The 23,715-nt window shown below is 68.0% G+C and carries 18 protein-coding genes and 1 tRNA gene; 10 read left to right on the plus strand and 9 right to left on the minus strand.

The annotated features are described in order from the left end of the window. Nucleotides 1-4 precede the first annotated feature (4 nt). The 3 genes from ALI144C_RS30090 to ALI144C_RS30100 form a co-directional block, all read right to left on the minus strand. Nucleotides 5-496, minus strand: coding sequence for a hypothetical protein (locus ALI144C_RS30090; protein WP_076990578.1), 492 nt, complete (start codon nucleotides 494-496; stop codon nucleotides 5-7). 26 nt (nucleotides 497-522) lie between these two features. Beyond that, the gene (locus tag ALI144C_RS30095) at nucleotides 523-1,029 is read right to left on the minus strand and encodes a GNAT family N-acetyltransferase (protein WP_076990579.1); all 507 of its coding nucleotides are present in this window, start codon (nucleotides 1,027-1,029) and stop codon (nucleotides 523-525) included. A gap of 97 nt (nucleotides 1,030-1,126) precedes the next feature. Beyond that, nucleotides 1,127-1,927, minus strand: a complete 801-nt coding sequence (locus tag ALI144C_RS30100; RefSeq protein WP_076990966.1) for a Bax inhibitor-1/YccA family protein — start codon at nucleotides 1,925-1,927, stop codon at nucleotides 1,127-1,129. A 227-nt stretch (nucleotides 1,928-2,154) separates the two neighbouring features. Between ALI144C_RS30100 and ALI144C_RS30105 the strand changes: the two genes are divergently transcribed. The 5 genes from ALI144C_RS30105 (at nucleotide 2,155) to ALI144C_RS30125 (ending at nucleotide 7,678) form a co-directional block, all read left to right on the plus strand. Next, a complete protein-coding gene (locus ALI144C_RS30105; RefSeq protein WP_076990580.1) occupies nucleotides 2,155-3,240 on the plus strand; it encodes a polysaccharide deacetylase in 1,086 nt (361 codons plus the stop codon). A 135-nt stretch (nucleotides 3,241-3,375) separates the two neighbouring features. Next, nucleotides 3,376-4,353 (plus strand): nucleotide-binding protein, encoded by a 978-nt coding sequence (locus ALI144C_RS30110; RefSeq protein ID WP_076990581.1) that lies wholly within the window; start codon nucleotides 3,376-3,378, stop codon nucleotides 4,351-4,353. A 28-nt stretch (nucleotides 4,354-4,381) separates the two neighbouring features. Further along, complete coding sequence (locus tag ALI144C_RS30115) at nucleotides 4,382-4,774, plus strand: SCO5389 family protein (RefSeq protein WP_076990582.1); 393 nt, start codon at nucleotides 4,382-4,384, stop codon at nucleotides 4,772-4,774. A 56-nt stretch (nucleotides 4,775-4,830) separates the two neighbouring features. After that, entirely contained in the window at nucleotides 4,831-6,819 is a 1,989-nt protein-coding gene (locus tag ALI144C_RS30120) for an SDR family oxidoreductase (RefSeq protein ID WP_076990583.1), read from the plus strand. A gap of 28 nt (nucleotides 6,820-6,847) precedes the next feature. Beyond that, a complete protein-coding gene (locus ALI144C_RS30125) occupies nucleotides 6,848-7,678 on the plus strand; it encodes a hypothetical protein (protein ID WP_076990584.1) in 831 nt (276 codons plus the stop codon). A 93-nt stretch (nucleotides 7,679-7,771) separates the two neighbouring features. On the opposite strand, the gene ALI144C_RS30130 is transcribed toward ALI144C_RS30125, so the two are convergent. Together ALI144C_RS30130 and ALI144C_RS30135 are read right to left on the minus strand one after the other, a co-directional pair. Continuing rightward, complete coding sequence (locus ALI144C_RS30130) at nucleotides 7,772-8,587, minus strand: alpha/beta fold hydrolase (RefSeq protein ID WP_076990585.1); 816 nt, start codon at nucleotides 8,585-8,587, stop codon at nucleotides 7,772-7,774. Next, the gene (locus ALI144C_RS30135) at nucleotides 8,584-10,272 is read right to left on the minus strand and encodes an SDR family oxidoreductase (protein WP_076990586.1); all 1,689 of its coding nucleotides are present in this window, start codon (nucleotides 10,270-10,272) and stop codon (nucleotides 8,584-8,586) included. Before ALI144C_RS30135 ends, ALI144C_RS30130 begins: the two co-directional genes overlap by 4 nt. Before the next feature lie 146 nt (nucleotides 10,273-10,418). On the opposite strand from ALI144C_RS30135, the gene ALI144C_RS30140 reads away from it, so the two are divergent. Beyond that, nucleotides 10,419-11,105: a class I SAM-dependent methyltransferase gene (locus tag ALI144C_RS30140; protein ID WP_168211379.1), complete on the plus strand. Its 687-nt coding sequence runs from the start codon at nucleotides 10,419-10,421 to the stop codon at nucleotides 11,103-11,105. Here the strand turns inward: ALI144C_RS30140 and ALI144C_RS30145 are convergent. Continuing rightward, a complete protein-coding gene (locus ALI144C_RS30145) occupies nucleotides 11,079-11,831 on the minus strand; it encodes a MerR family transcriptional regulator (RefSeq protein ID WP_076990588.1) in 753 nt (250 codons plus the stop codon). The genes ALI144C_RS30140 and ALI144C_RS30145 overlap by 27 nt on opposite strands. Nucleotides 11,832-11,850: 19 nt before the next feature. Between ALI144C_RS30145 and ALI144C_RS30150 the strand changes: the two genes are divergently transcribed. The 4 genes from ALI144C_RS30150 to ALI144C_RS30165 all read left to right on the plus strand — a co-directional run bounded on the left by ALI144C_RS30150 (nucleotide 11,851) and on the right by ALI144C_RS30165 (nucleotide 22,203). Continuing rightward, nucleotides 11,851-12,252, plus strand: coding sequence for a hypothetical protein (locus ALI144C_RS30150; RefSeq protein ID WP_076990589.1), 402 nt, complete (start codon nucleotides 11,851-11,853; stop codon nucleotides 12,250-12,252). 81 nt (nucleotides 12,253-12,333) lie between these two features. Next, a complete protein-coding gene (locus ALI144C_RS58710) occupies nucleotides 12,334-15,933 on the plus strand; it encodes a S8 family serine peptidase (protein ID WP_076990590.1) in 3,600 nt (1,199 codons plus the stop codon). A 268-nt stretch (nucleotides 15,934-16,201) separates the two neighbouring features. Next, nucleotides 16,202-19,549, plus strand: coding sequence for a S8 family serine peptidase (locus tag ALI144C_RS30160; protein WP_168211380.1), 3,348 nt, complete (start codon nucleotides 16,202-16,204; stop codon nucleotides 19,547-19,549). A gap of 287 nt (nucleotides 19,550-19,836) precedes the next feature. Then, nucleotides 19,837-22,203, plus strand: a complete 2,367-nt coding sequence (locus tag ALI144C_RS30165; RefSeq protein WP_076990592.1) for a cation-translocating P-type ATPase — start codon at nucleotides 19,837-19,839, stop codon at nucleotides 22,201-22,203. A gap of 6 nt (nucleotides 22,204-22,209) precedes the next feature. Here the strand turns inward: ALI144C_RS30165 and ALI144C_RS30170 are convergent, their stop codons facing one another. From ALI144C_RS30170 to ALI144C_RS30180, 3 genes are all read right to left on the minus strand, one after another. Further along, nucleotides 22,210-22,920 (minus strand): zf-HC2 domain-containing protein, encoded by a 711-nt coding sequence (locus ALI144C_RS30170; RefSeq protein WP_076990593.1) that lies wholly within the window; start codon nucleotides 22,918-22,920, stop codon nucleotides 22,210-22,212. A gap of 37 nt (nucleotides 22,921-22,957) precedes the next feature. After that, nucleotides 22,958-23,344 carry an ankyrin repeat domain-containing protein gene (locus tag ALI144C_RS30175; protein WP_202819088.1) on the minus strand — a complete coding sequence of 129 codons (387 nt, stop codon included), beginning with the start codon at nucleotides 23,342-23,344 and terminating at the stop codon, nucleotides 22,958-22,960. Between the two features lie 250 nt (nucleotides 23,345-23,594). Further along, nucleotides 23,595-23,668, minus strand: a tRNA-Leu gene (locus ALI144C_RS30180). Between the last annotated feature and the right edge of the window lie 47 nt (nucleotides 23,669-23,715).

Here is a 23,715-nt window from a genome sequence, read left to right on the forward strand (position 1 = left end):
CGCGTCAGGACTCCTCGAGTTCCTTCTCCTCGCCGCGGCGGCGCAGGTAGCCGAAGCCGGGGATGCCCTGGATCGCCTGCCGGACGTCCTTGGCGACGTCGAGCAGTTCGTGGATGTCCGGTCCGACGCGGTCGAGGGTGCCGAGGATCGGCATGATGTCCTCGGCCATGTGCTCGGCGAGTTTGGGCAGTTCGTCGACCAGGCGGATGGCCGCTTCCACCTCGTGCGCGGACATCTCGGCCGCGAAGCGGACCATCGGCTTGGTCGCCTCGATGACCTCCTCCGCGGCGACGGCGACGCGCCTGGCGTGCTCGACGGCCGCCTCCGCCGACGTCACCACGTCGTCGGTGCGGCCGACGAGCTCGTTCGCCCGGCTGACCGCCCGCTCGGCTGCCGTGAGCAGGCCGAGCACCCGGCCGGGGATCGAGACGACCTCTGCCGCGGTCCGCACTGCCCAGCCGAACACCGTACGCGGGCCCGGGATGTTGAACGCCATGTCACGATTCTGCCGGAGAATCACGGTCAGCCGGTGACAGCGCGGGTGTCCACCCAGTAGCGGCGCACCTGACCGAACCTGGTGTCGCCGATCCCTTCCAGGACACCACCGTTGCGTTCGATCGTCCGCGCGGACGTGGCATTGCCGAGCGCGCAGACCACCAGCACCCGGTCGAGGCCGAGTTCCCGCGCCGCGCCGAGCATCCGGCCCAGCGCCCACGTCGCCAGCCCCTTGCCCCGGGCCGACGGCCGGATCCCGTAGCCGATGTGCCCGGCCCAGTTCACGTAGTCGCTGTGCTCGTGCCGCAGTGCGATCCCACCGAGGACCTGGTCGCCGTCGACGATCCACCGGTACGTGCACGTCGCGTGCTCGGCGGCCAGCCGGGCGACCCACGCCGCGAACCCCGGCGCCGAGCGCACCTCGTCGGATGCCAGGAGCCCGAACCCGTCCTCGTGGCGGCCTTCGCCCCATTCGGCATGCGCTTCGAGCCATGCGGCGTGCAGCCGGGCGTCCGGCGCGATCAGCTCAGGCACACCACCACCCTATCGATTCTCCGATCTTGGACGAGCGCACAAAAAACCGGACCCCGGCACGGGGCCGGGGTCCGGTGGATGGGAGCTGAACCGATCGCTAATCGCTGTTGAGTGCCCAGAGCAGTCGCAGGATCTCGACGTACAGCCAGACCAGCGTGGTCATCAGGCCGAAGGCGGCGTACCACGCCCACTTCGACGGCAGACCTTCGCGGATCATCTGGTCGGCCAGGTCGAAGTCGAGCAGCAGCATGAACGCGGCGATACCGATCACCACGAGGCTGAAGATGATCGCCATCGGGCCGTTGCCCCTGATGCCCATGTTCACACCGAACATGCTGAGCACGAGGTTCACCAGGATCAGCAGGAACGCGCCACCGGCGGCGGCGATGACCCACTTGGTCAGCTTCGGCGTCACCTTGACCGCGCCGGTGCGGTAGACCACCAGCATCACGCCGAACACCAGCGCGGTGCCCAGCAGCGCCTGCAGACCGATGCCCTTGGGCACCAGGCTGGTCAACGCGCCGAGCGCGACGCCCTCCGCGGCCGAGTACGTCAAGATCAGCGCGGGGTTCGGGGTCTGCTTGAAGATGACGATCAGCGAGACGACCAAGCCGACCAGGAAACCGATGATCAGCGGCGGCCACGGGCTGATCGACCCGCCAAGGACGAGGACGGACGTGATGATGCCGGTCAGCAGGGCCACGCCCAGCGTCGTAGCGGTCTTCATCACGACGTCGTCGACGGTGATCGGGCGGTCCGCCTCACGTGGCGGCGCCTGGTCAACGCCATATCCGGGCACCCCGCCGTGCGGGGAGCCCTGCGGGCTGCCGAAGCCCGCATAGCCAACGTTGCCGCGGGCCGCGAGGTTGCGGAACGCGGGGTTGCTCGAAGAACGCACCTGATCCTCCATGGGCCTGTTGTGGCCTTCACCGGGTCCAACGGCCGAACGTGCCCGTGTGTTCCCGTCGGGTAAAGCGGATTTTACCCAGATCGATCCGGCCAAATCGATCAGGTCATACGGCAGCCTAACGCGTCCCCTTGGGGCGGTGTGTTCCGTTCGTAACCTTCACCCGCGGTTTTCGCCCAGGTGTAACGTCACCACACCGTGCGTCTACCTTGTGGGTGATGGGTGCACGCGGAGCGAGGAACTGGCAGCCGATCACGCTGGGCGTCGCGCTGATCGTGACCTTCGTGATCCTGCTGGTCATCGGCATGCGCAACCCGGACGCGACCGAGCCGCAGCCGGTCGCGGCGGCCACGCCCGGCGACTGGATGCGCAAGATCACACCGGGCGAGCGGCCACCGCAGTTCGTGCTGTTCTCCTACGACGGCGCGGGCGCGCACGACCAATGGCGGCGACTGCTCGACCTGGCGGGCAAGTCGAACGCGCGGTTCACCGCGTTCCTGTCCGGCGTGTACCTGCTGGCCGACGACCAGCGCAGGCAGTACACCGCGCCAGGGCACCCGCAGGGCCAGTCGTCGATCTCTTTCGGGGGTTCACTCGATCAGGTCAGGACCAGGATCAACGACCTGAACACGGCCGCACAGCGCGGCATCGAGATCGGCACCCACTACAACGGCCACTTCTGCAGCCCGAAGTGGACGACGCAGCAGTGGCAGACCGAACTCCAGCAGTTCGTGCAGTTCGTCGACCAGGCGGGCGTCCAGGGCCTGAAGGTCGACGCCACGGCCATCAGGGGCGGCAGGCTGCCGTGCCTCGAGGGCAAGTTCGACGCGGTCTTCGACGCGATGCGCAGCCGCGGCCTGAGCTACGACTCCAGCCAGGTCTCCGACGGCGTGTTGTGGCCGGTCAAGGAGAAGGACATCTGGGAGTTCGCCATGCCGATGGTGCGCATGCCCGCGGTGAACAACAAAAAGGTCACAATGGTGGACTACCAGCTCTGGGACGCGCTCAACCGCTCGAAGGACGACAAGTCCAAGCGCGACGAGTTCGCCAGGGCGACACTGGAGGTCTACCGCGCCGCCTACGACGCCACCCTGCGCGGCAACCGGGCGCCGCTGCCGATCGGCAACCACTTCACCGACTGGGCGGGCGGCGGCTTCGGCGTGGCCGCCGAGCAGTTCATGGGCGAGGTCTGCACGAAGCCGGAGACCGTGTGCACCACGTTCTCCGAAGTGATCAAGTGGATGGAACTGCAGGACCCCGCCGTCCTCGACCAGCTGCGCAAACTCCCCGCCGCCCAGACCTGACTTTTTGGCAACCAATGTGGCCTTCGTTGCGCTTCACGCAACGAAGGCCACATTGGTTGCACGCAACGGTCTCGAGTGGGTGAACCGGCGAACCCGACTTGCGCTCGGATAATGAAAACCGATATCAATGTCGGGGTGAAGATCGCCTTCGTCGGGAAGGGCGGCAGCGGCAAGACCACGCTCGCTTCCCTCTTCCTCCGCCACCTCGGCGCCGCCGAGCAGCCGGTTCTGGCTGTGGACGCCGACATCAACCAGCACCTGGCAGGCGCGTTGGGCGCCTCGGAGCCGGAAACGCTCGCCCTGCCGACGCTCGGTGAGCACCTGCCGCTGATCAAGGACTACCTGCGCGGCGACAACCCACGGATCTCCTCGACCGCCGAGATGGTCAAGACGACCCCGGCCGGACGCGGCTCACGCGTGCTGCGCGTGATCGAGGACAACCCGATCTACGCGGCCTGTGTGCGCGAGATCGACGGTGTGCGGTTGGCCGTGACAGGTCCGTTCGGCGAGGACGACCTCGGCGTCGCCTGCTACCACTCCAAGGTCGGCGCGGTCGAGCTGATGCTCAACCACATGGTCGACGCCGCCGGTGAGTACGTCGTCGTCGACATGACCGCGGGCGCGGACTCGTTCGCCTCCGGCCTGTTCACCCGGTTCGACGTGACGTTCCTGGTCTGCGAGCCGACCGTGCGCAGCATCGGCGTGTACCGGCAGTACCTCGGCTACGCCAAGGACTTCGGCGTCAGGGTCGCCGTCGTCGGCAACAAGATCTCCGACGACGAGGACCTGGCCTTCCTGCGTGACCACGTCGGCGACGACCTGCTGACGTGGGTGTCGCGGTCGGCGCACGTGCGTGCGGCCGAGCGCGGCGAGGTCCGCCCGATCGACGCCTTCGAACCGGCCAACCGCCAGGCGCTGCGCACCATGCAGGCCCTGGTCGACTCGACGGCGAAGGACTGGGGTCGCTACCAGGACCAGGCCGTCCAGTTCCACCTGCGCAACGCGAAGGCGTGGGCCAACGAACGCACCGGCAGGGACCTCGCCGAGCAGATCGACCCGGAGTTCACTCTTGGGGCGGTCCCGCTGGCGGGCTCGGCCGTCAACGCTGGATAACACCAACCCGCAGAACACGGAGGTATTCATGTCCTTGGACGTGCCAACCGCGTTGCTCGAAAAGGCTGAACGTGGCGACGTCACCGACGCCGAGTTCGTCGACTGCGTCCGTGTGTCCCTGCCCTACGCGTGGAATCTGATCAGCGACGTGGCCGCGAGGGCCAAGGAGGGCACCGCGGAGTTCGCCGACAACCAGACGCCGCCGCCCAGTGAGAAGGAGCGTGGCCAGTTGCTGCGCGCGCTGGCGTCGGACGCGATCCGCGGCGGCCTGGAGCGTCACTTCGGCGTGAAGCTCAGCTTCCAGAACTGCCACCGGGTCGCGGCGTTCCTGCCGTCCGCTGTGGACGGTGACCGTTACCGCAAGTTCATCTCACCGCGTGGCCAGCTGCTCAACCAGAGCCCGGAGTTGCGCGACTGCTGATGCACGCCTCCTATGCGGCTGCCGGCACAGCCGCATAGGAGGCAGAATCACCGGTCATGGCGACCTATCTGGTGACGGGTGCGACCGGGCTGATCGGCAGGCACTTCACGCGCCGCCTGCTGGAAACGGCCGAAGTCGAGCGGGTCTGGCTGGTCGTGCGGGCCTCGTCGCAGGACAGACTGGCCGAGCTGGTCCGGTCATGGCCGACACCCGACCGGGTGACTGTGCTCCTCGGCGACATCTCCGAACCCGGCCTGGGCATCTCAGAACGTGAGCTGACCACGCTGCGCGGACGCGTGGACAACGTCGTGCACCTCGCCGCGCTCTACGACATGACGGCCGACGACGAGGAAAGCACCACCGCCAACGTCGACGGCACCCAGCACGTGATCGACCTGGCCGAGGACGTCGAAGCGGGGTGCCTGCACCACGTGTCGTCCGTCGCGGTCGCCGGTGACCACGAGGGCGAGTTCACCGAGGACATGTTCGACGTCGGGCAACGCCTGGTCACGCCGTACCACCGGACGAAGTTCGAATCCGAACGACTGGTGCGCGAGCAGGAAGCCGTGCCGTGGCGCGTGTACCGGCCCGCAGTCGTCGTCGGGCATTCGCAGACCGGCGAAATGGACAAGGTCGACGGTCCGTACTACTTCTTCCCCGCGCTGTCCCGGCTGGCCGGTCTGCCGAGCGTGCCGGTCGTCGCGCCCGACATCGGGGACACCAACATCGTCCCGGTCGACTACGTGGCCGACGCGCTGGCCCACCTCGTCGCGGCTCCCGGACTGGACGGGCGGACGTTCCACCTGGTCAACCCGTCGCCGCAGTCGGCGAAGTCCGTGTACAACGCGCTCGCGCGGGCCGCTGGCGCGCCGACGGTCACCTTCGAGCTCGGCGAGACCCTGAGCAAGCCCTTGGTCGAACTGGCGAGGCTCAGCGACTACGTGCCCGGGTTCACGCTCGCCAGGGACGCGGTGCTCGACCGGTTGGGCGTCCCGCCCGCCGTGCTGTCCGCTTTGACGTTCCCGTCGGCTTTCTCGTCGGCGGCCACCCGTGCCGAACTGCCCGGTTTCGCGGTGCCGGACCTGGATTCGTACGCGGACGTGCTGTGGCGTTACTGGCGGGAGCACCTCGACCCGTTCCGCGCGCGCCGCGGCGGGCGCGGCGGGAAGCTGGACGGCAGGCGGATCGTGATCACCGGGGCGTCGTCGGGGATCGGCCGGGCGACGGCGTTGAAGGTCGCCGCAGCAGGCGGGATCCCGCTGCTGGTGGCCAGGCGCGCGACCGAACTGTCCGAGCTGCGTGCGGAGATCGTCGCCGCGGGCGGGCAGGCGTACGCGTACCCGTGCGATCTCACCGACAACGAGTCGGTGACCAAGACGGTGGCGCTGATGCTCGAAGAGCAGCCGGGCGTAGACATGCTCGTGAACAACGCCGGACGGTCGATCAGGCGGTCGATCAGGTTGTCGTACGACCGTTTCCACGACTACGAGCGTGCGATGGCCGTGAACTACTTCGGGGCGGTGCGGCTGATCCTGGCGTTGCTGCCGCACATGACCGAACGGCGCTTCGGGCACATCGTGAACGTGTCGTCGATCGGTGTGCAGGGAATCGCGCCCCGCTTCTCGGCCTATGTGGCGTCCAAGGCCGCATTGGACTACTTCAGCAAGATCGCCGCTACCGAAACCCACGGCGCCGGTGTCACGTTCACGACTGTGCACATGCCTTTGGTGCGTACCCCGATGATCCGGCCGACCAAGCTCTACGACGCCTTCCCGGCGAAATCACCCGATCAGGCGGCGGACATGGTGATGGACGCGTTGCGTGACCGTCCCAAGCACATCGGCACCCCGACGGGCCTGATGATCCAGACCGCCTACGCACTGGCTCCCGACCTGGTCGACGCCATCGCGTACCAGGGATACCGGGTGTTCCCGGACTCGACGGCGGCGGGCGGCGCGGGGCGTGTCAAGTTCGGCAAGGGTGAACGAAAACTGTCGGCAGCGGCGGCGGCACTGGTCAGATTGACCAGAGGGTTCCACTGGTAGACCTGGACACGACGGGTAATCTCGCCGCATGGCCCCCGCCGATGCCCCACTACCGCTCGGTTTCGACGTGGTCCGCCACGGATACGACCGCGCGCAAGTGCAACAGCACGTTGCCAATCTGGAGTCCAACCTCCGCAGGCTCACCGCGGACCGCGACAACGCCCGCGCCCAGGCCGCGGAGCAGACCAGGCAGATAGACGCGATGCACGCGGAACTGACCAAGCTGCGCGATCAGGTCAACGGCTCGACGCAGCCGATCAAAGCGACCGACGAAGTCCACAAGCAGCTGCGCGTGATGCTCGAGGTGACCAAAGCGGAAGCGCTGGAGATCACCGCACGAGCCCAAGCCGCGGCGGACAAGACCTTCGAGACGGCCCAGCAGGCTACGGCGGCGTTGCGAAGCCGATACGAGTTCCTGCTCGCAGACCTGGAAGCACAGCAGAACCAGCTGCAGGCGGAACACAAGGCAGCACTGGAACGGGCCCGCGCGGACCTGACCCGGATGTCCACGGACGCGGAGGACCGCCGGAGCAAGTTCGGCGAACAGGCAGACGCCCAGCACCGCCAGGTGGAACAGGAATTCGAGTCGGCGATGGCGGCCCGCCGAGCGGCGCTGGACCAGGAAACGGCGGACCGCAGGATCACCAGCCAGCGAGAAGCGGAAAAACTGGTGGCGGACGCGACAGCCGAAGCCCACCGCAGGACAACCGAAGCCCAGCGGAAGATAGACCAGCTGGCGAGCCTGCGACAGCGGGTGTCGGAGCGCCTGAGGGAAACCAGCCAACTGCTGACCCAGAGCTCAACCCTGCTGGAACCCCTGGACAACGAAGCCGACGTGATCTCGGGCAAACACCCGTAACCAGACGGAAGCGACGGCAAAACCGCAGCTGCGCCTGACAGGGGCGACGCATTGACGCCGCCCAGAGGTCAGCCACCCGGCGAGGGAAATCTGTCAAGCAGGCCGAGCAGCCCCCTCACCAGCAGCAGCCTCAGCCCGAGCACAAGTCTCAAGAATCGTGCGAGCGACGAGCTCAGGCTCGTCGTACATCGGAACATGCCCACATGCGGGCAGCGAGACCTGAAGAGCCAGCGGCAACAACTCCGCCGCCCGCTTCGCCTGCACAGGCCACAGAATCCGGTCCCGCGTCCCCCAGGCGATGGTCACCGGAACCTGCGGCGCCACGCTCCCGAAGAAGTAGTCCCTGCCCGCGCGAGCCACCTCGTCGAAGCCCGGTGCGGCCGCCATCGCGGCCAGGTCATCCAGCATCGCGTCCAACGGCACCCTGGACGGGTGCCCGAACAGCAGGCTTCCGCTGGCCAGCCGGAACGGCTTGATCGACATGACTGTGCGCTGCGCGCGGGGCGACAACCGGCCGGTGGTGCGGATCATGCCGAGCACGCGCAGTGCCCACGCGCGCCCACGCGCCGTCCGCCAGAATCCCGCCGGCGACAGTGCTGTCACCGAACTGGCGTGCCCCGCGGACGCCAGTTCCAGTGCCAGCATGCCGCCGAGCGAGTTACCCGCGATGTGTGGCCTGGTGATGCCCATGGACCTCAGGCTGTCCACTGTAGCCTCAAGTGCCGCTTCGACGCTATACGGTGACGGCAGCGAAGGCGAATTCCCGAACCCCGGCAGGTCGACGGCGATCACGTCGTGCGCCTCGGCCAGCCGGTCGAGCACCGGTTCCCATGCCTGCCAGCGGTGTCCGATGCCGTGCAGCAACAGCAGTGGACTTCCCGAGCCGCGCCGTTCCAACGAGATGTTCACTTGTCCACCTTGATTCGTGCGAGGCGCCGCATGATTCCCGGCGCGAACCGTGAAAGCTGGAGTCCCACTTTGGCTTCGATGGTCACCGGAACTACAGCGGTGTTGTTCCGCACCGCGTCGACGATCGCCGTCGCGACCTTGGACGGCGGGAAGTTGCGCCGCCCGTAGGCCTTGGCGGCCTTGGTCCGCAACGCATCCTGTTTGGACGCGTCGACGCCGACGAACGTGGTCGCACGCGTGATCGGCGTGTCCACGATTCCCGGGCAGATCGCCGAGACGCCGATCCCGGACGACGCGAAGTCCGCCCGCAGCGACTCGGACAACGACAGGACAGCCGCCTTCGTCGCGGCGTAGGCAGGCAGCGAACGGGACGGGGTGTACGCGGCGGCGGAAGCGATGTTCACGATGTGCCCGCCCAGGCCGGATTCGGCCATCATCGCGCCGAAGATCCGGCACCCGTACGCGACGCCGAGCAGGTTCACGTCCACGATCCGTTGCAGTTGCTTCGCCGACATCTCCAGGAAAGGGCCTGCCATCGCGATGCCCGCGTTGTTCACCACCACGTCCGGCACGCCATGGTCGGATTCGACTTTCTCGGCGAGCAGCCGCATCGCCGACTCGTTGGTCACGTCCAACTGGTACGCCGACGCCGACGGGCCGATCAGCGCCGCCGTTTCCCGCGCCGCTGCCGGATCGATGTCCGTGACGATCACGTCGGCGCCTTCACGGGCGAACGCGAGCGCCGTCTCCCGGCCGATTCCGCTGCCCGCGCCGGTGATGAACACCAGGCGGTGCGCGACGGAGCCGGGCGGGCTGGCCGCGCGCCGCAGACCGCGCGTCACCGGGCCGCCCTCCACGTGCGACACGAACTCCGAGACCATCCGGGCGATCGCGTTCGGCTTGGCCGACGCCACCCAGTGCCCGCCGATGATCTTGCGGCGCCACAGGTTCGGCGCCCAGTCCGCCAGGTCGGCGTACACGTCGGGCGACAGGTAGCGGTCACCGGTCGGCACGATCAGCTGCACCGGCACCGAGGTGGCGCGCCGTTCCGGCGAGCCGACGCGCTGGAAGATGTTCGCCCGGTAGAGCTTCATCCCGTGCAGCGCGTCCGCAGTGGACGGCACGCGGTCCAGCCCTTCGACGGCGGCGATCAGCTTGGTCGCCCCGAGCCGCCACACCAGCTTCGGCAGGACCGGCAGGTGGAAGGCCACGATGTACCAGGAGTGCAGCTGTTGCCTGGCGAGTTGGACGAGGTTGCGCGGAGTCGGCCTGGCCAGCCGCCGTCGCACCCATTGTCCCATGTGGTCGAGAGACGGGCCGGAAATCGTCGTGTACGAGGCGATCCGGGGGTCATCGGCGGTCACGGCGTGCCAGGCCTGCACCGAACCCCAGTCGTGCGCGACCACGTGCACCGGTCGGTCGGGGCTGACCACGTCGACGACCGCGAACAGGTCCGCTGCCAGTTTGGAGATCTCGTAGTCGGCGACCGCGCGTGGCTTGGTGGAGTCACCGGCGCCTCGAACGTCGTAGGTCACGACGTGGAACTGCGAGGACAGCCGCGCCGCGACGCCATCCCACATCGTGTGGTTGTCCGGGTAGCCGTGCACGAGCAACACAGTCGGGTTCTTCCGGTCCCCCTGCTCGAACACCGCAAGGGACACGTCACCAGATCTGACCGTCCGCATGGTCGCTCCCGTCCTCACCGACTGCCCCAGAACGTTACAACGCCCATTGACACCATCGCAATGGCGAACCCATGTCTTCGCAGGTCAAATAGGGTTACCGGGAGTAGATTTCCGGCTCCGGACGCACCGTGGTGAATGCTGGACGGGTGAGCACTCCCGATGCCGTGCCTTTCGACTACGACACCAACCCGGACCGCTACCTCATCGGCTCACGGCTGACCAAGGCGTACTCCCAGGCCAACCTGTACGTGTGGGTGGCGACCCTGCTGGAGCGGGCCGACCTGGTGCTGGACGTCGGCTGCGCCGAGGGTGTCCTGCGCGAGGCGATGCCTGGCAGACGTGTGATCGGCCTCGACATGGCCATGGCGTTCCTGCGCAATCACCCCGCGCCACGCGTGCGGGCCAGCGCGGCGGCGCTTCCGTTCCGCAGCAACAGCGTCGACGCCGTCACCGCGCTGAACATGCTGTACCACCTGGCTGACCCGGCCCAGGCGTTACGAGAAGCCAGGAGGGTGCTGAAACCCGGTGGTGTCCTGATCGCCTCGACGGTCGCGCGCACCGACTCCCCCGAGATCTCGGCGTACCGCGTGCGTCTGCCGAGTCCGTTCGACGCCGAGGAAGCGCCGGACATCGTCCGGGCGGTTTTCGGCGACGTCGAGGTGCACACGTGGGACGCGCCGCTGGTCACCCTGCCGACCAAGGAGTCCATCAGGGAGTACCTGCGCGCCAGGATGGCAGGCGAGGAGGGTGCCGAGCGGGGCGCACGCGAGCTGACGACCCCGTTGACCGTGACCAAGCGCGGCGCGCTAGTGGTCGCCCGTCTGCCTGCTTGACCTGAGCAGGGCCTCCAGCCGGTCGCCGACCATGTCGGGGATGACGCGCTCGGTCGAGCGGGCCACCGCCGCGGTCAGCGCGGACATCACGACAGTCGGCAGACGGCGCAGCACGTCGGCGTAGTGCCCCACCTCGTCGCCGCTGGGCAGCCAGTCCTCACCCTTGGGGTCGAGGACGTACCTGCGCACGAGGCTGACCATCAGCCCGGCGACGTGGTCGACCTCCTGCTGGAGCACCCCGGCGAGGTCGATCACCTCGTCCAGCGGAACACCGAGCTTGACCAGCTCGTACCCGGCTTCCAGCAGCTGAGGGCTCGGCACGACCAGCCCGGCGCCCTGCCGCCGGAGCAGGCCGAGCTGCAGGGCCTTGCGGGTGTTGCCCGGGGTGAGCTGGGTGCCGAACATCCGCCGGAGCTCGCGGACCGTGATCGGCACCGGCAGCTCGGACGACCACCGGACACCCATCGCCTCCTCCAGTCCGAGCACGTCGGCGAGGCTGCGCCCGGACTCCCACGCCGCGATCATCTCGGCGATCTGCGCGAACGCGTAGCCACGGCCGAGCATGTTGATCACCAGCCGGAGCCGGGACAGGTGCGCGTCGGTGTAGATCGCGGTCCGGCCGCGGCGGATCGGCGGTGGCAGCAGGCCACGATCCTGGTACACCCGGATGTTGCGCGCGGTCGCACCGCTCACCCTGGCCAGGTCGTCGATCCGGTACTCCGCCACGCTGGCATGCTAGGTCCTCATGCGGATGGTGATCGCGACAGTGGCCATCGTGGCGGGTAGCGCCGCGGTCGGATACAGCACGTTCCTGCCCTGGTACCGCGAGCGCCAGGGCAGGCAGATCCCGATCAACGAACTGTGGAACGGGGTCACGGCGACCACGACCGACATGGCCAACTCGCTGTTCGTACCGTTGGCGCTCGCGGTCGTGCTGTGCCTGGCGGGATTGGTCATCGGGCGGCGGTGGCTGATGGCGCTCGGTGCTTTCCTCGCGGTCGCCGTGTTCGCGGTGTTCCTCGGCCAGCAGTTGCAGGTCGAGGCGCTGGCGTCGCAGTTCAAGCAGGGGTTCTGGAACACCGCCGGTGGCTGTGTGTTGCTGCTCGTCGGCGCAATCACCCGTCCGGCCCAGCGAAAAGTCGGGTAGTTCCGCCAACTCCGTACCCCTCCTACGGCGTATTAACAGTGCTGGGAAATTTCCGACACCACGTCAGAGGGGCACCTCACTGTGCGCGGAACCATCTACACGGCTGCTCTGGCCGTGCTCATCAGCGGGGTGGCCGGGCTGCCGGCGACCGCTGACCCTGCCAAGAACCCGTCGGCGGCAAGACCCGAACCCGCCAGGACAGTCACCCTGATCACCGACGACAAGGTGACTGTCACCAAGCGCGGCGACACCTGGGACGCCACCGTGACTCCCGCCGAACGGATCGGCGGGTCGACCGGCTTCGTCAAGGCCGTCGGGCCCGAAGGCGTCACGGTCATCCCCGAGGACGCCGTCCGGCTGGTCGCCGACGGCAGGCTCGACAAGGCGTTGTTCGACGTGACCGGTCTGATCAAGCTCGGCTACGACGACGCCCGTACACCGGAGATCCCGCTGCTCGTGGAGTCCGGGTCGGCGCAGTTGCGGCAAAGCGCCGCCACGCTCGGCAAGGTCACCCGCGACCTGCCCGCAGCGAAGATGACGGCCGTCTCGACGCCCAAGCAGCGGGCCGCCGCCCTGTTCGCGACGGCGAAGAACCACAAGGTCTGGCTCAACGGCAAGATGTATCCGACGCTCGACCAGAGCGTCCCGCAGGTCGGCGCACCGGTCGCGTGGCAGGCCGGGCAGACCGGCGCGGGCGCCAAGATCGCCGTGCTGGACAGCGGTTACGACAAGGGCCACCCCGACCTGGCCGGGATCGTCAAGGCCGAGAAGGACTTCACGCCCGAAGGGATCCAGGACGTCGTCGGCCACGGCACGCACGTCGCCGCGACCGCCGCCGGGCGCGGCACAGCGTCCGGCGGGAAGTACACCGGCGTCGCCAAAGGCGCGGACCTGGTGATCGGCAAAGTGTGCGAGGCCGGTGGCTGTCGGTTCGACGCGATCCTCGACGGCATGCAATGGGCCGCGGACAGCGGCGCCAAGGTCGTCAACATGAGCCTCGGCGGCGGACCAGGCGACGGCACCGACCCCATCGAAACCGCCGTCAACCGCATCTCCACCGAAAAAGGCACCCTGTTCGTGATCGCCGCGGGCAACTCCGGTCCGCGCAACAAGGTCTCCACCCCGGCCGCGGCCGACGCCGCACTCGCGGTGGCCAGCGTCGACAAGCAGGACAAGCCCAGCGGATTCTCCAGCCCCGGTCCCCGGATCAACGACAGGGCCGTCAAGCCGGACATCGCCGCTCCCGGCGAGGACATCGTCGCCGCACGCGCCAAGGAAACGCTCGACCAGTACGCCGTCGACGAGTTCCACGCCAAGGTCAGCGGCACATCAATGGCCACACCCCACGTCGCTGGCGCCGCCGCGATCGTGGCCGCACAACACCCGGACTGGACCGGCCAGCAGATCAAAACCGCACTGATGAGCACCGCACACCCCGTCTCCGCGTCGATCTACCAGCAGGGCGCTGGGCGGCTGGACGTCGGCCGCGCGGTCACCCAGACCGTCACGTCGCCGACCGGCAGCCTGAGCATGGGTTTCGTCAAGTGGCCGTACCCCAACGAGAAGGTGACCAAGCCGGTCACGTACAGGAACTCCGGCGGCGCTCCGGTCACGCTCACGCTGGACCTGCAGGACGCCGGTGTCTTCAGCACCGACGTCAAGGAGATCACCGTGCCCGCGCAGGGCGAGGCGAAGGTCAACGTCACGTTCGCCCCGACCGGCCCGGTCGGGGACTACAACGGCAGGCTGACCGCCCGTAGCGGTGACGTCGTCGTGCAGACCGCCGTCGGCGGGTCCAAGGAGCCGGAGAGCTACGCGCTGACTCCGAAGCTGATCGACCGCAACGGCGCGGAAAGCACTGGCATGGTGGTCTGGAAGCGGATCGACGGGACCGAGTACGACATCGCGGCGGGCAACCAGCCGGTGCGCCTGCCCGCAGGGCGCTACGCCTTGTTCAGCGCCGTGCGTACGCCTGCCGGGAGCCGGCCCGAGTCGACGACCATGCTGGCCGAGCCGGAGGTCGACCTGCGCAAGGACACCACAGTGACACTGGACGCGCGGCCAGGCGTCCGGGTCAGCGCACAGGTCGAGGAGAAGGACGCGCGCATAGTCGCCGGTGTCACTGCTATCACGGTCAGCGGCGGCCCCGGCGGCTACGACGTGGGGTACCTGAGCGGACTGAACGACGAAACCTACGCGGTGCCGACGAAGGGCAACCACAGCCACCTGCGGTACTACAACCGCGCCCAGATGGAGCGGCCGTTGGTCAGGTTGTCCGCGACCAAGCCGGAATCCTTCGACATCCCGGTCGCCTGGGCGCCGCGTTCGCCGGACTTCGTCGGTGTCAAGGACCTCGCCGCTGTCGACACCGGGCACGCCACGCCCGAGGAGATCGCGGCGAAGGACGTCAAGGGCGAACTCGCGGCGTTCACGCTGGGGCAGGGCGAGGAAGAAACGTACGACACCAGGGTCAAGGCACTCGTCGACGCCGGTGCGGCCGCGGTGCTGTTCTACTTCTCCGACTCCGGGTCGATCTCTGCCAAGGACAAGCCCGCCGTGCCGGTGGCGTACACGCTGGACCCGTCCGGTGCGCGCCTTGCCAAGCTCGGCAACGCCACCGTGCGGCTGGTCGGTCAGACCGCGAGCCCGTACCGCTACGAGTTGGCGTTCCCGCACTTCGGTGGTGTTCCGGCGGATCTCGCCTACCGGCCACGCAACACCGACCTGGCCACGGTCAAAGCCAAGTACCACAGCATGATCGACAACGGCATCGCGTACGTCGACTACCGCACCTGGTCCGGTGACCTGGACATGGGTTCGTGGCTGTGGTCGACAGTGGTTCCGCTGCCGTTGGAGCGGACCGAGTACTACTCGCCCGTCTCGTGGCAGAACTCGGTGCGGACCTCACCGAGCCTGGACGGCGGGAACGAACACGGCTACCGGGTCGGCGAGCGGACGTACCGCCCGGGTGAGCGGCTCACGGCCGAATGGAACAAGTCGGTGGTCGGGCCGGGGCTGTCGGTGTCGCAGGAGGCGTACACCGGCCTGCCGCACCTGGTCTTCCGTGAGGCGGACAAGATCACCGCTTCGCTGCCGTTGTTCTCCGACGCGGCACGGCACTCCGGGTTCCCCAGGCCGGAGGAGTACAGCTTCGCCGACAAGGGCGACACCGTGCTTTACGCCAACGGCAAGGAGATCGGCCGCAGCGGCCAGCCGGGGGACGGCAGCTTCCCGGTCGCGGCCGGAGCAGCGGACTACCGGCTCACCTCGGACGTGACCAGGACGAGCCCGATCTGGCCGCTGTCCACAAAGGTCAGTTCGGAGTGGACTTTCCGGTCCGGTCACACGGACAAGGCGACGCCGCTGCCGTTGCTGACGGTCGGCTTCGACCCGAAGGTCGACATCACCAACCACGCACGGGCCAACACCCTGTTCGCGATACCCGTGCGCGTCGACCGGCAGCCGGGTACTGAAGGTGGTGCGGCGTCCGTGCGCGCGGTCGAGACGTCGACGGATGACGGCAAGACCTGGCACAGCGCACCGGTTGTGCACATCAACGGCCAGACCTGGGCGTTGGTACACAACCCGGCGAGCGGGTTCGTGTCGTTGCGTACCAGTGCTTCCGACAAGGCCGGGAACACGGTCAGTCAGACCGTGATCCGCGCTTACCGTGTGAAATAACGTGAAGCAAAACTGAAAAAGAAAAGAACTCCCCTCGGGGGTGACGCCGCATGATCAACCCGGTACGGTGGGTGACGGGTCGACAGCTGGGGGCGGCTGACCTCGAGGGGAGTTCTTTTCCATGCGCGTGCTCACACACGCGGCGATTCTTGCCGTGCTCACAAGCGGATTGACAGTCGCCCCCGCGACTGCGCAACCGCGAACGGCTGCCGCACAAGGCAAATCCACAGCAACCGAAACCACAGTCACACTCATCACCGGTGACCAGGTGTCCGTCGCGAGACGGGGTCCCGGCTGGGATGTGCGGATCCGGCCCGCGGCGCGCCTCGGCGCCCCGGACAGCTTCCTGCACCACGCCGGGGCCGACGGCGTGACGGTCATCCCCGCGTCCGTCGCGCCGCTCGTCCGGTCCGGTCAGCTGGACCGCGCGTTGTTCGACGTCACCAGCCTGATCAGGCTCGGCTACGACGACGAGCACACGCCGGACATCCCGCTGCTCGTGGAATCCGGTTCCGACCAAGCGAGAAGCAGCCTCGCCGCGCTCGGCAAGGTCACCCGTGACCTGCCCGCGGTGAAGATGACGGCGGTCTCCACGCCCAAGCGCGACGCGGCGAAGGTCTTCCAGACCGCGAAGAACCACAAGATCTGGCTCAACGGCAAGGCGTTCCCCACGCTGGACCAGAGCGTCCCGCAGGTGGGCGCCCCTGGTGCGTGGCAGCAGGGCCATACCGGCGCGGGTGCGACCATCGCCGTGCTGGACACCGGGTACGACAAGGGCCACCCCGACCTGGCCGGGATCGTCAAGAGCGAGAAGGACTTCACCGGCGAGGGCATCCAGGACGTCGTCGGCCACGGCACGCACGTCGCCGCGACCGCCGCCGGGCGCGGCACGGCGTCCGGCGGGAAGTACACCGGCGTCGCCAAAGGCGCGAACCTGGTGATCGGCAAGGTCTGCGTGACGTTCGGCTGCCCGTTCGACGCCATCCTCGACGGCATGCAATGGGCCGCGGACAGCGGCGCCAAGGTCGTCAACATGAGCCTCGGCGGCGGACCAGGAGACGGCACCGACCCCATCGAAACCGCCGTCAACCGCATCTCCGCCGAAAAAGGCACTCTGTTCGTGATCGCCGCGGGCAACGGCGGGAGCTCGAAGGTTTCCTCACCGGCCGCTGCCGACGCCGCACTGGCCGTCGGCAGCGTGAACAAGCAGGATGTGCGCAGCCCGTTCTCGTCACAGGGGCCGAGGTCCAAGGACTACGCGGTCAAGCCGGACATCGCCGCGCCTGGTGAGGACATCGTGGCGGCACGGGCCAAGGGAACGCTGGACGACGTTGCCGTGGACGAGTTCCACGCCAAGATCAGCGGCACCTCGATGGCCACACCCCACGTCGCTGGCGCCGCCGCGATCGTGGCCGCACAACACCCGGACTGGACCGGCCAGCAGATCAAAACCGCGCTCATGGGCAGCGCGCACCCGGTCGCGAACGCCACGATCTACCACCAGGGCAACGGTCGCCTTGACGTGAACCGCGCGGTCAGCCAGACCGTCACCACGACTGTCGGCAACCTGAGCCTCGGCTACATCAAGTGGCCGAACCCCGGGACTGTGCTGAGCAAGCCGTTGACGTACAAGAACTTCGGCACGGCACCGATCACGCTTTCCCTGTCCGCCAGCGACGCGGCCTTCAAACTGAGCGCCGCCGAGGTGACCGTGCCCGCCGGTGGCGAGGCCACGGTGACGGTCTCGTTCGACGGACCGCAGGCCGCTCCCGCTTCGTACGGCGGTCTGGTGCTGGCCAAGGGCGGGACGACCGAGGTGCGCACGGCGGTCGGTGCGACCAAGGAGCCGGAGAGCTACGACCTCACGCTGCGGTCGGTCGACCGCGACGGAGGCGTGAACGGCCCCAGCCTCATCGTGGTGCAGAACCTCGACAAACCGGAGGTTTACTTCGTCCCGGTGTTCGGCGGTGACACGATCCGGGTGCCCGCGGGTCGCTACGCGGTGATGTCGTTCATCCTCACCCCGACCGTACCGGTGGGCTCGACCACCCAGATCGCCAAGCCCGAGCTCGTGGTCAAGAGCGACACGACAGTCGAACTCGACGCGCGTCCCGGCGTCCGGGTAAGCACGTCGATCGACCAGCCGGACGCCCAGCTGCACCGCACCCTGTCCGGGCAGATGATCAAGGTCGGCGACGCCATGGCAGGCGGCTTCGGGCCTGGCGACAACCTCTACGCCGTGCCGACGACAGGCAAGTTCGACCACTTCATGTACTTCGACAGCGCGTCGTACGAGCAGCCGCTGATCAAGCTCACAGTCACGAAACCGGAGCAGTTCCAGCCGGTGGTCGACTGGGTTCCCGATTCGCCGCGGATCACCGACACCCGCGAGCTGGCCACAGTGGACGTCGTCAGGGCCAGGCCGGAAGACCTGGCGCAGCGCGATGTCCGCGGCAAGATCGCGGTGTTCACGATCGGGGCGGGTGAGGAACAGGAGTTCATCCCACGGCTCAAGGCGTTGCACAGCGCGGGCGCCACGGCCGCGTTCTTCTACTTCACCGACAGCAACGGCGTGGCACTCGCCGAGGCACCAGCGCTGCCAACGATGTACGCGGTGGACGACTCCGGCCCACGGCTGGCAAAGCTGGGCACCGCGACCGTGAAGGTCGAGGGGATTGCCGCGAGCCCGTACCACTACAAGCTCACCTTCCCGAGCCACGGCGCCATCCCGGCCAACCTGACCCACCAGGCCCGGATCAGGGACCTCGCCGAGATCCGCGCCACCTACCGCGCGGTCGGGCCGCAAGCGAACGTGTACGCCAACCCGAGCGCGAACGGCTTCCCGTTGGTCGGGCCCGGCGGCGCGCCGATTCCACTGCCGACCAGCCGAGTCGAGCGCTACACGCCGGAGACGGTCAGCTGGCAGCACTCGTCACGCATCGATCGGCAGTACATCAACACCAGTGATGAGAAGGTCTATCCACGCGGGTCGAAGTCCACAGCGGACTGGTACAAGGCCGTGCTCGGCCCCGGCCGGGCCCAGCTGACCCGCACAGGCGCCAAGCTCACCGCAGACCTCCCCCTGTTCACAGATGCCGGACAGCACACAGGCCGCGCCGGAGGAACCGACAAAGGCACCACCGTGCTGTACGCCAACGGCAAGGAGATCGGCCGCAGCGGCAGGCCGGGATCCGGCGAGTTCACCGTGGGCAACGACCCAGCGAAATACCGCCTCATCACCGAGGCAACCAGGGAAAACCCGGCATGGCAACTATCCACAAAGGTCACAGCGGAGTGGGACCTCCCCCACGTCAGGACCGGCCCCCTGCCCACGATCACACTCGACCCCAAGGTGGACAGCACCAACACCACCAAAGGCGGAACATACACAGCCATCCCACTCCAACCAGGCAAGGGCGGCACAGTCCAAGCAGTCGACGTATCCACCGACGACGGCACAACCTGGCACAAGGCACCACTGGTACAAGCCCACAACCAATGGTGGGCAGTCGTATGGAACCCATCTAACGGGTTCGTGTCATTACGCGCCCAGGCGTCCTACCCAGACGGCAGCGCAGTCGCCCAGACAGTCATCCGCGCCTACCGAGTGAAGTAACAGCCGTCGCCATCACAGCGGGGGATCGGCCCAACAGAAAAACGGGCCGATCCCCCGCTCAGACCAGGTCAGCCTGTGCCCAAGCGCAGCCCAATGGGCGGCCTGCGCGCCAGCGCAGAGGTCAGCCACCCGGCGAGGGGGCAATCATCGAACCAGAGCGCAACGCAAACGTCCACAAAGGGTGAAACGGGCACCGACCGTCCAGCAGGGACCCAAATGTCCCCCTACGGGCTGGTCCCACCCTGGGATGACGCGCGTCAACGGCGGATGGGCCTAATGTCGGACGCATGTCGATTGACAACACGGCCGGTGACACGGCACTCGACACCGTCGACGGCGGGCTGAGCTCTGCCGAGGTCGCCGAACGGGTCGCGGCGGGCAAGACCAACGACGTACCCGCGCGGGCGAGCCGCACGGTCGGGCAGATCGTCCGTGCCAACGTCCTCACCCGGATCAACGCGATCTACGGTGTGCTGTTCGCGATCATCATGTCCACCGGGTACTTCCTGGACGGCATGTTCGGCTTGTTGATCATCTTCAACAGCGGGATCGGCATGATCCAGGAGCTGCGGGCCAAACGCACCTTGGAGAAGCTGGCCATCGTCGGCCAGGCCCGGCCCACGGTCCGGCGTGACGGCACCGCCGTCGAGATCCCGCCGAACGAGATCGTGCTCGACGACGTGATCGAGCTCGGCCCCGGCGACAAGATCGTCGTCGACGGGCTGGTCCTGGCCGCGGACGCGCTCGAGATCGACGAGTCCCTGCTGACCGGTGAGTCCGACCCGGTTGTGAAACACCGCGGTGACCAGGTGTTGTCAGGCAGTTTCGTGGTCGCCGGGGGCGGTGCCTACCGGGCCACCAAGGTCGGCGGCGACGCGTACGCGGCCAAGCTGGCCGAGGAGGCCAGCAAGTTCACCCTGGTCAAGTCCGAGCTGCGGTCCGGCATCGACAAGATCCTCAAGTTCATCACGTACCTGCTGATCCCGGCGGGCGCGCTAACGATCTACAACCAGCTCTTCAACGTCAACAAGCCGCTCGCCGACGCTCTGCGCGGCATGGTTGCCGCGCTCGTGCCGATGGTGCCTGAGGGGCTCATCCTGATGACGAGCATCGCGTTCGCCGTCGGCGTGATCCGGCTCGGCCAGCGCCAGTGCCTCGTGCAGGAGTTGCCCGCGATCGAGGGTCTCGCCCGTGTTGACGTGGTGTGTGCGGACAAGACCGGGACGCTGACCGAGAACGGTATGCGGCTCGCCGAGGTGCGCAACGAGAACGGCGACGACTCGGTGAACCTGGCGTTGGCCGCGCTGGCGCGTACCGAGGCGCGACCGAACGCGAGCCTCCAGGCGATCCTGGAGGCGTTCCCGGACGACCCGCGCTGGCACGCCACGGCCGTCGCGCCGTTCTCGTCGGCCCGCAAGTGGAGCGGCGCGAGCTTCACCGACCACGGCAACTGGGTTCTCGGCGCGCCGGACGTGCTGCTGCCCGCCGGGGACGCGGCCCGTGCCGAGGCCGAGCGGATCGGCTCGCAGGGCCTGCGTGTCCTGCTGCTCGGCAAGGCCGACCTGTCCGTGGACTCGGCCGACGCGCCCGGTGCCGTCCGCCCCGCCGCTCTCGTCGTGCTGGAGCAGAAGGTCCGCCCGGACGCCAAGGACACCCTCGACTACTTCGCCTCGCAGAACGTGACGGTGAAGGTCATCTCCGGCGACAACGCGCTGTCGGTCGGCGCGGTCGCGTCCTCGCTCGGCCTGCCGAACTCGGCGGACCCGCTCGACGCCCGCAACCTGCCGGAGGACAGGGAACAACTCGCGTCCGTGCTGGAGGAGCGCGCGGTCTTCGGCCGGGTCACTCCCGCGCAGAAACGCTCGATGGTCGGCGCGTTGCAGTCGCGCAAACACACGGTCGCGATGACCGGTGACGGCGTGAACGACGTGCTGGCGCTCAAGGACGCCGACATCGGCGTGGCGATGGGCTCCGGCAGCCCGGCGACCCGCGCGGTCGCCCAGATCGTCCTGCTGGACAACAAGTTCGCCACCCTGCCGCACGTGGTCGGCGAGGGCCGCCGGGTGATCGGCAACATCGAGCGCGTCTCGAACCTGTTCCTGACCAAGACGGTCTACTCGGTGATCCTCGCCCTGATGGTCGGGATCGCGCAGGTCAACTACCCGTTCCTGCCACGGCACGTGACCGTGATCGCCTGGTTCACCATCGGTATTCCCGCGTTCGTGCTGTCCTTGGCCCCCAACAACGAACGCGCCCGCACCGGCTTCGTCGCGAGGGTGATGCGGATGGCCATCCCGGCGGGCGCGATCATCGCGACCGCGACATTCGTCTCGTACATGCTCGTGCGCACCGAGGCCACCGACGAGCAGTCGGGCACCACCGCCTTGATCACCTTGATGATCGTGGCGCTGTGGGTGCTGGCGATCGTGGCGCGGCCGTACAAGTGGTGGAAGATCGGCCTGATCACGCTGATGTCGGTGGCGTCGCTGCTGCTGTTCGTACTGCCGTTCACCCAGCGGTTCTTCCTGCTGGACCCCAGCAACACCGGCTTCACGACGCAGGCCATCTGGATCGCGGCGATCGGGGTGGTCCTCGTCGAGATCGTGTGGTGGATCCAGCGGAAGCTGACCGCACCGGCCGAGACCGGCGACTGACGGGCGCTAGGCGGCGCGACGATCGTGACTGGCGGGGCGCAGCCACGGACGGCTGGGTCCCGCCCGGCGATCGTCGTCGGGCTTCGCTGTGGCCTGCACCACAGTCTCGTCCTCACGTGCCGTGGGAGTCGGGTCGCCGCCGCGCTTGTGCTCCCGCTGCACGATGTACAGCAACGCGACGCCTGCCAGCAGCGGCACGTGCGACAGCAGCCGGGAGGTCGGAACGCCCACGGTCGCCAGGTCGACCACCGAGAACACGACCAGCGCTGCCACGAACACGCCGACCGCGGGCAGCAACCCGCTGGCCCGCCTGGTCTGCCACGCGGCCGCGAGCATCGCGAGGCCCAGCGCCAGGTTCCACGCCGCGCCTTCGCTGATCAGGTGCGGCGTCAGCGTTACGCCGTGCGACGAGTGCGCGTCCGACCCGAACAGTTGCCCGACCGCGAGCAACAGTTGGATCAGCCCGACGCCTGCCAGCGCCATCCGTGCCAGCGGGCGGCGTCGTGGCCTTGCTTCCTCGAGCACCGCGTCGACCAGGTCGGGTGTCGCCACGAACTCACGCACCCGCACCCGGCGGTTGAGCGCCGCCGCCGCGTCGTACCAGTCCTGGCAGGCCGCGCACGTCTCCAGGTGCGCGTCCACCTCGGCTGCCGGTACCGGCTCCTGCTCGCCGTCCAGCCGGGCGGACAGGGCCTCCGTGCACGTCCCACAGTCCATGCCTACATAGTCGCTCGTGATACCCGTGTAGTTCCCATCAGCCCTTGCGCTCGAACAGGGCCAGCAACTCCAGGCGGCCGAACATCCTCGCCGTGTCCACCGCCGACGGTGTGCCCGTGAACGGGTCCGCTCCGCCGTCGAGCAAGGCCTTGACGACCTCGTCCTGCCCCTTGAACACCGCGCCCGCGAGCGGGGTCTGGCCCTTGTCGTTCGCCCTGTTGACGTCCGCGCCACGGCCTACCAGCACGGCCACGGCGGGCGCGTGGCCGTGGTACGCCGCCAGCATGACCAGGGTGTCGCCTACTTCGTTGTGGAGGTTCACCGGTACACCCTGGTTGATCAGGGCTGCCAGGTCTTCCGCCGCGCCCGCGCGGGCAGCGGCGAACGCGCGGTGGGCCAGGTCGATCAGCTCGTCGTCCGACACGTCGTCAAGGGTCGCACAGACGGTCCCACCTGGCCCGTCGGTCCGATCATCGGGCCACTCAATCCGTCTATAACGTTTTGGAAATGTTTTGTACCCGATGAATACGACCAGTCGCCGATTGACCGCCGTAAGTGATATCAATACGGAGCGTTTTCGGTTGATCGCCTGGCGTGAATGCGAGTCGGTCCGGACATGAGAACGGGTAGTCCACGTCCATCGCGTTTCATGGACATGAACTACCCGGTCAGCGTGCCCCCGACCGGATTCGAACCGGCACTCCAACCCTTTTAAGGGGCTTGCCTCTGCCTGTTGGGCTACGGGGGCGCGTGAAGCCTAAACGCTCCGGCGCTCCCTTTGGAGCCACTTTGCTC

Source organism: Actinosynnema sp. ALI-1.44, from assembly GCF_001984155.1.
Lineage (GTDB): Bacteria > Actinomycetota > Actinomycetes > Mycobacteriales > Pseudonocardiaceae > Kibdelosporangium.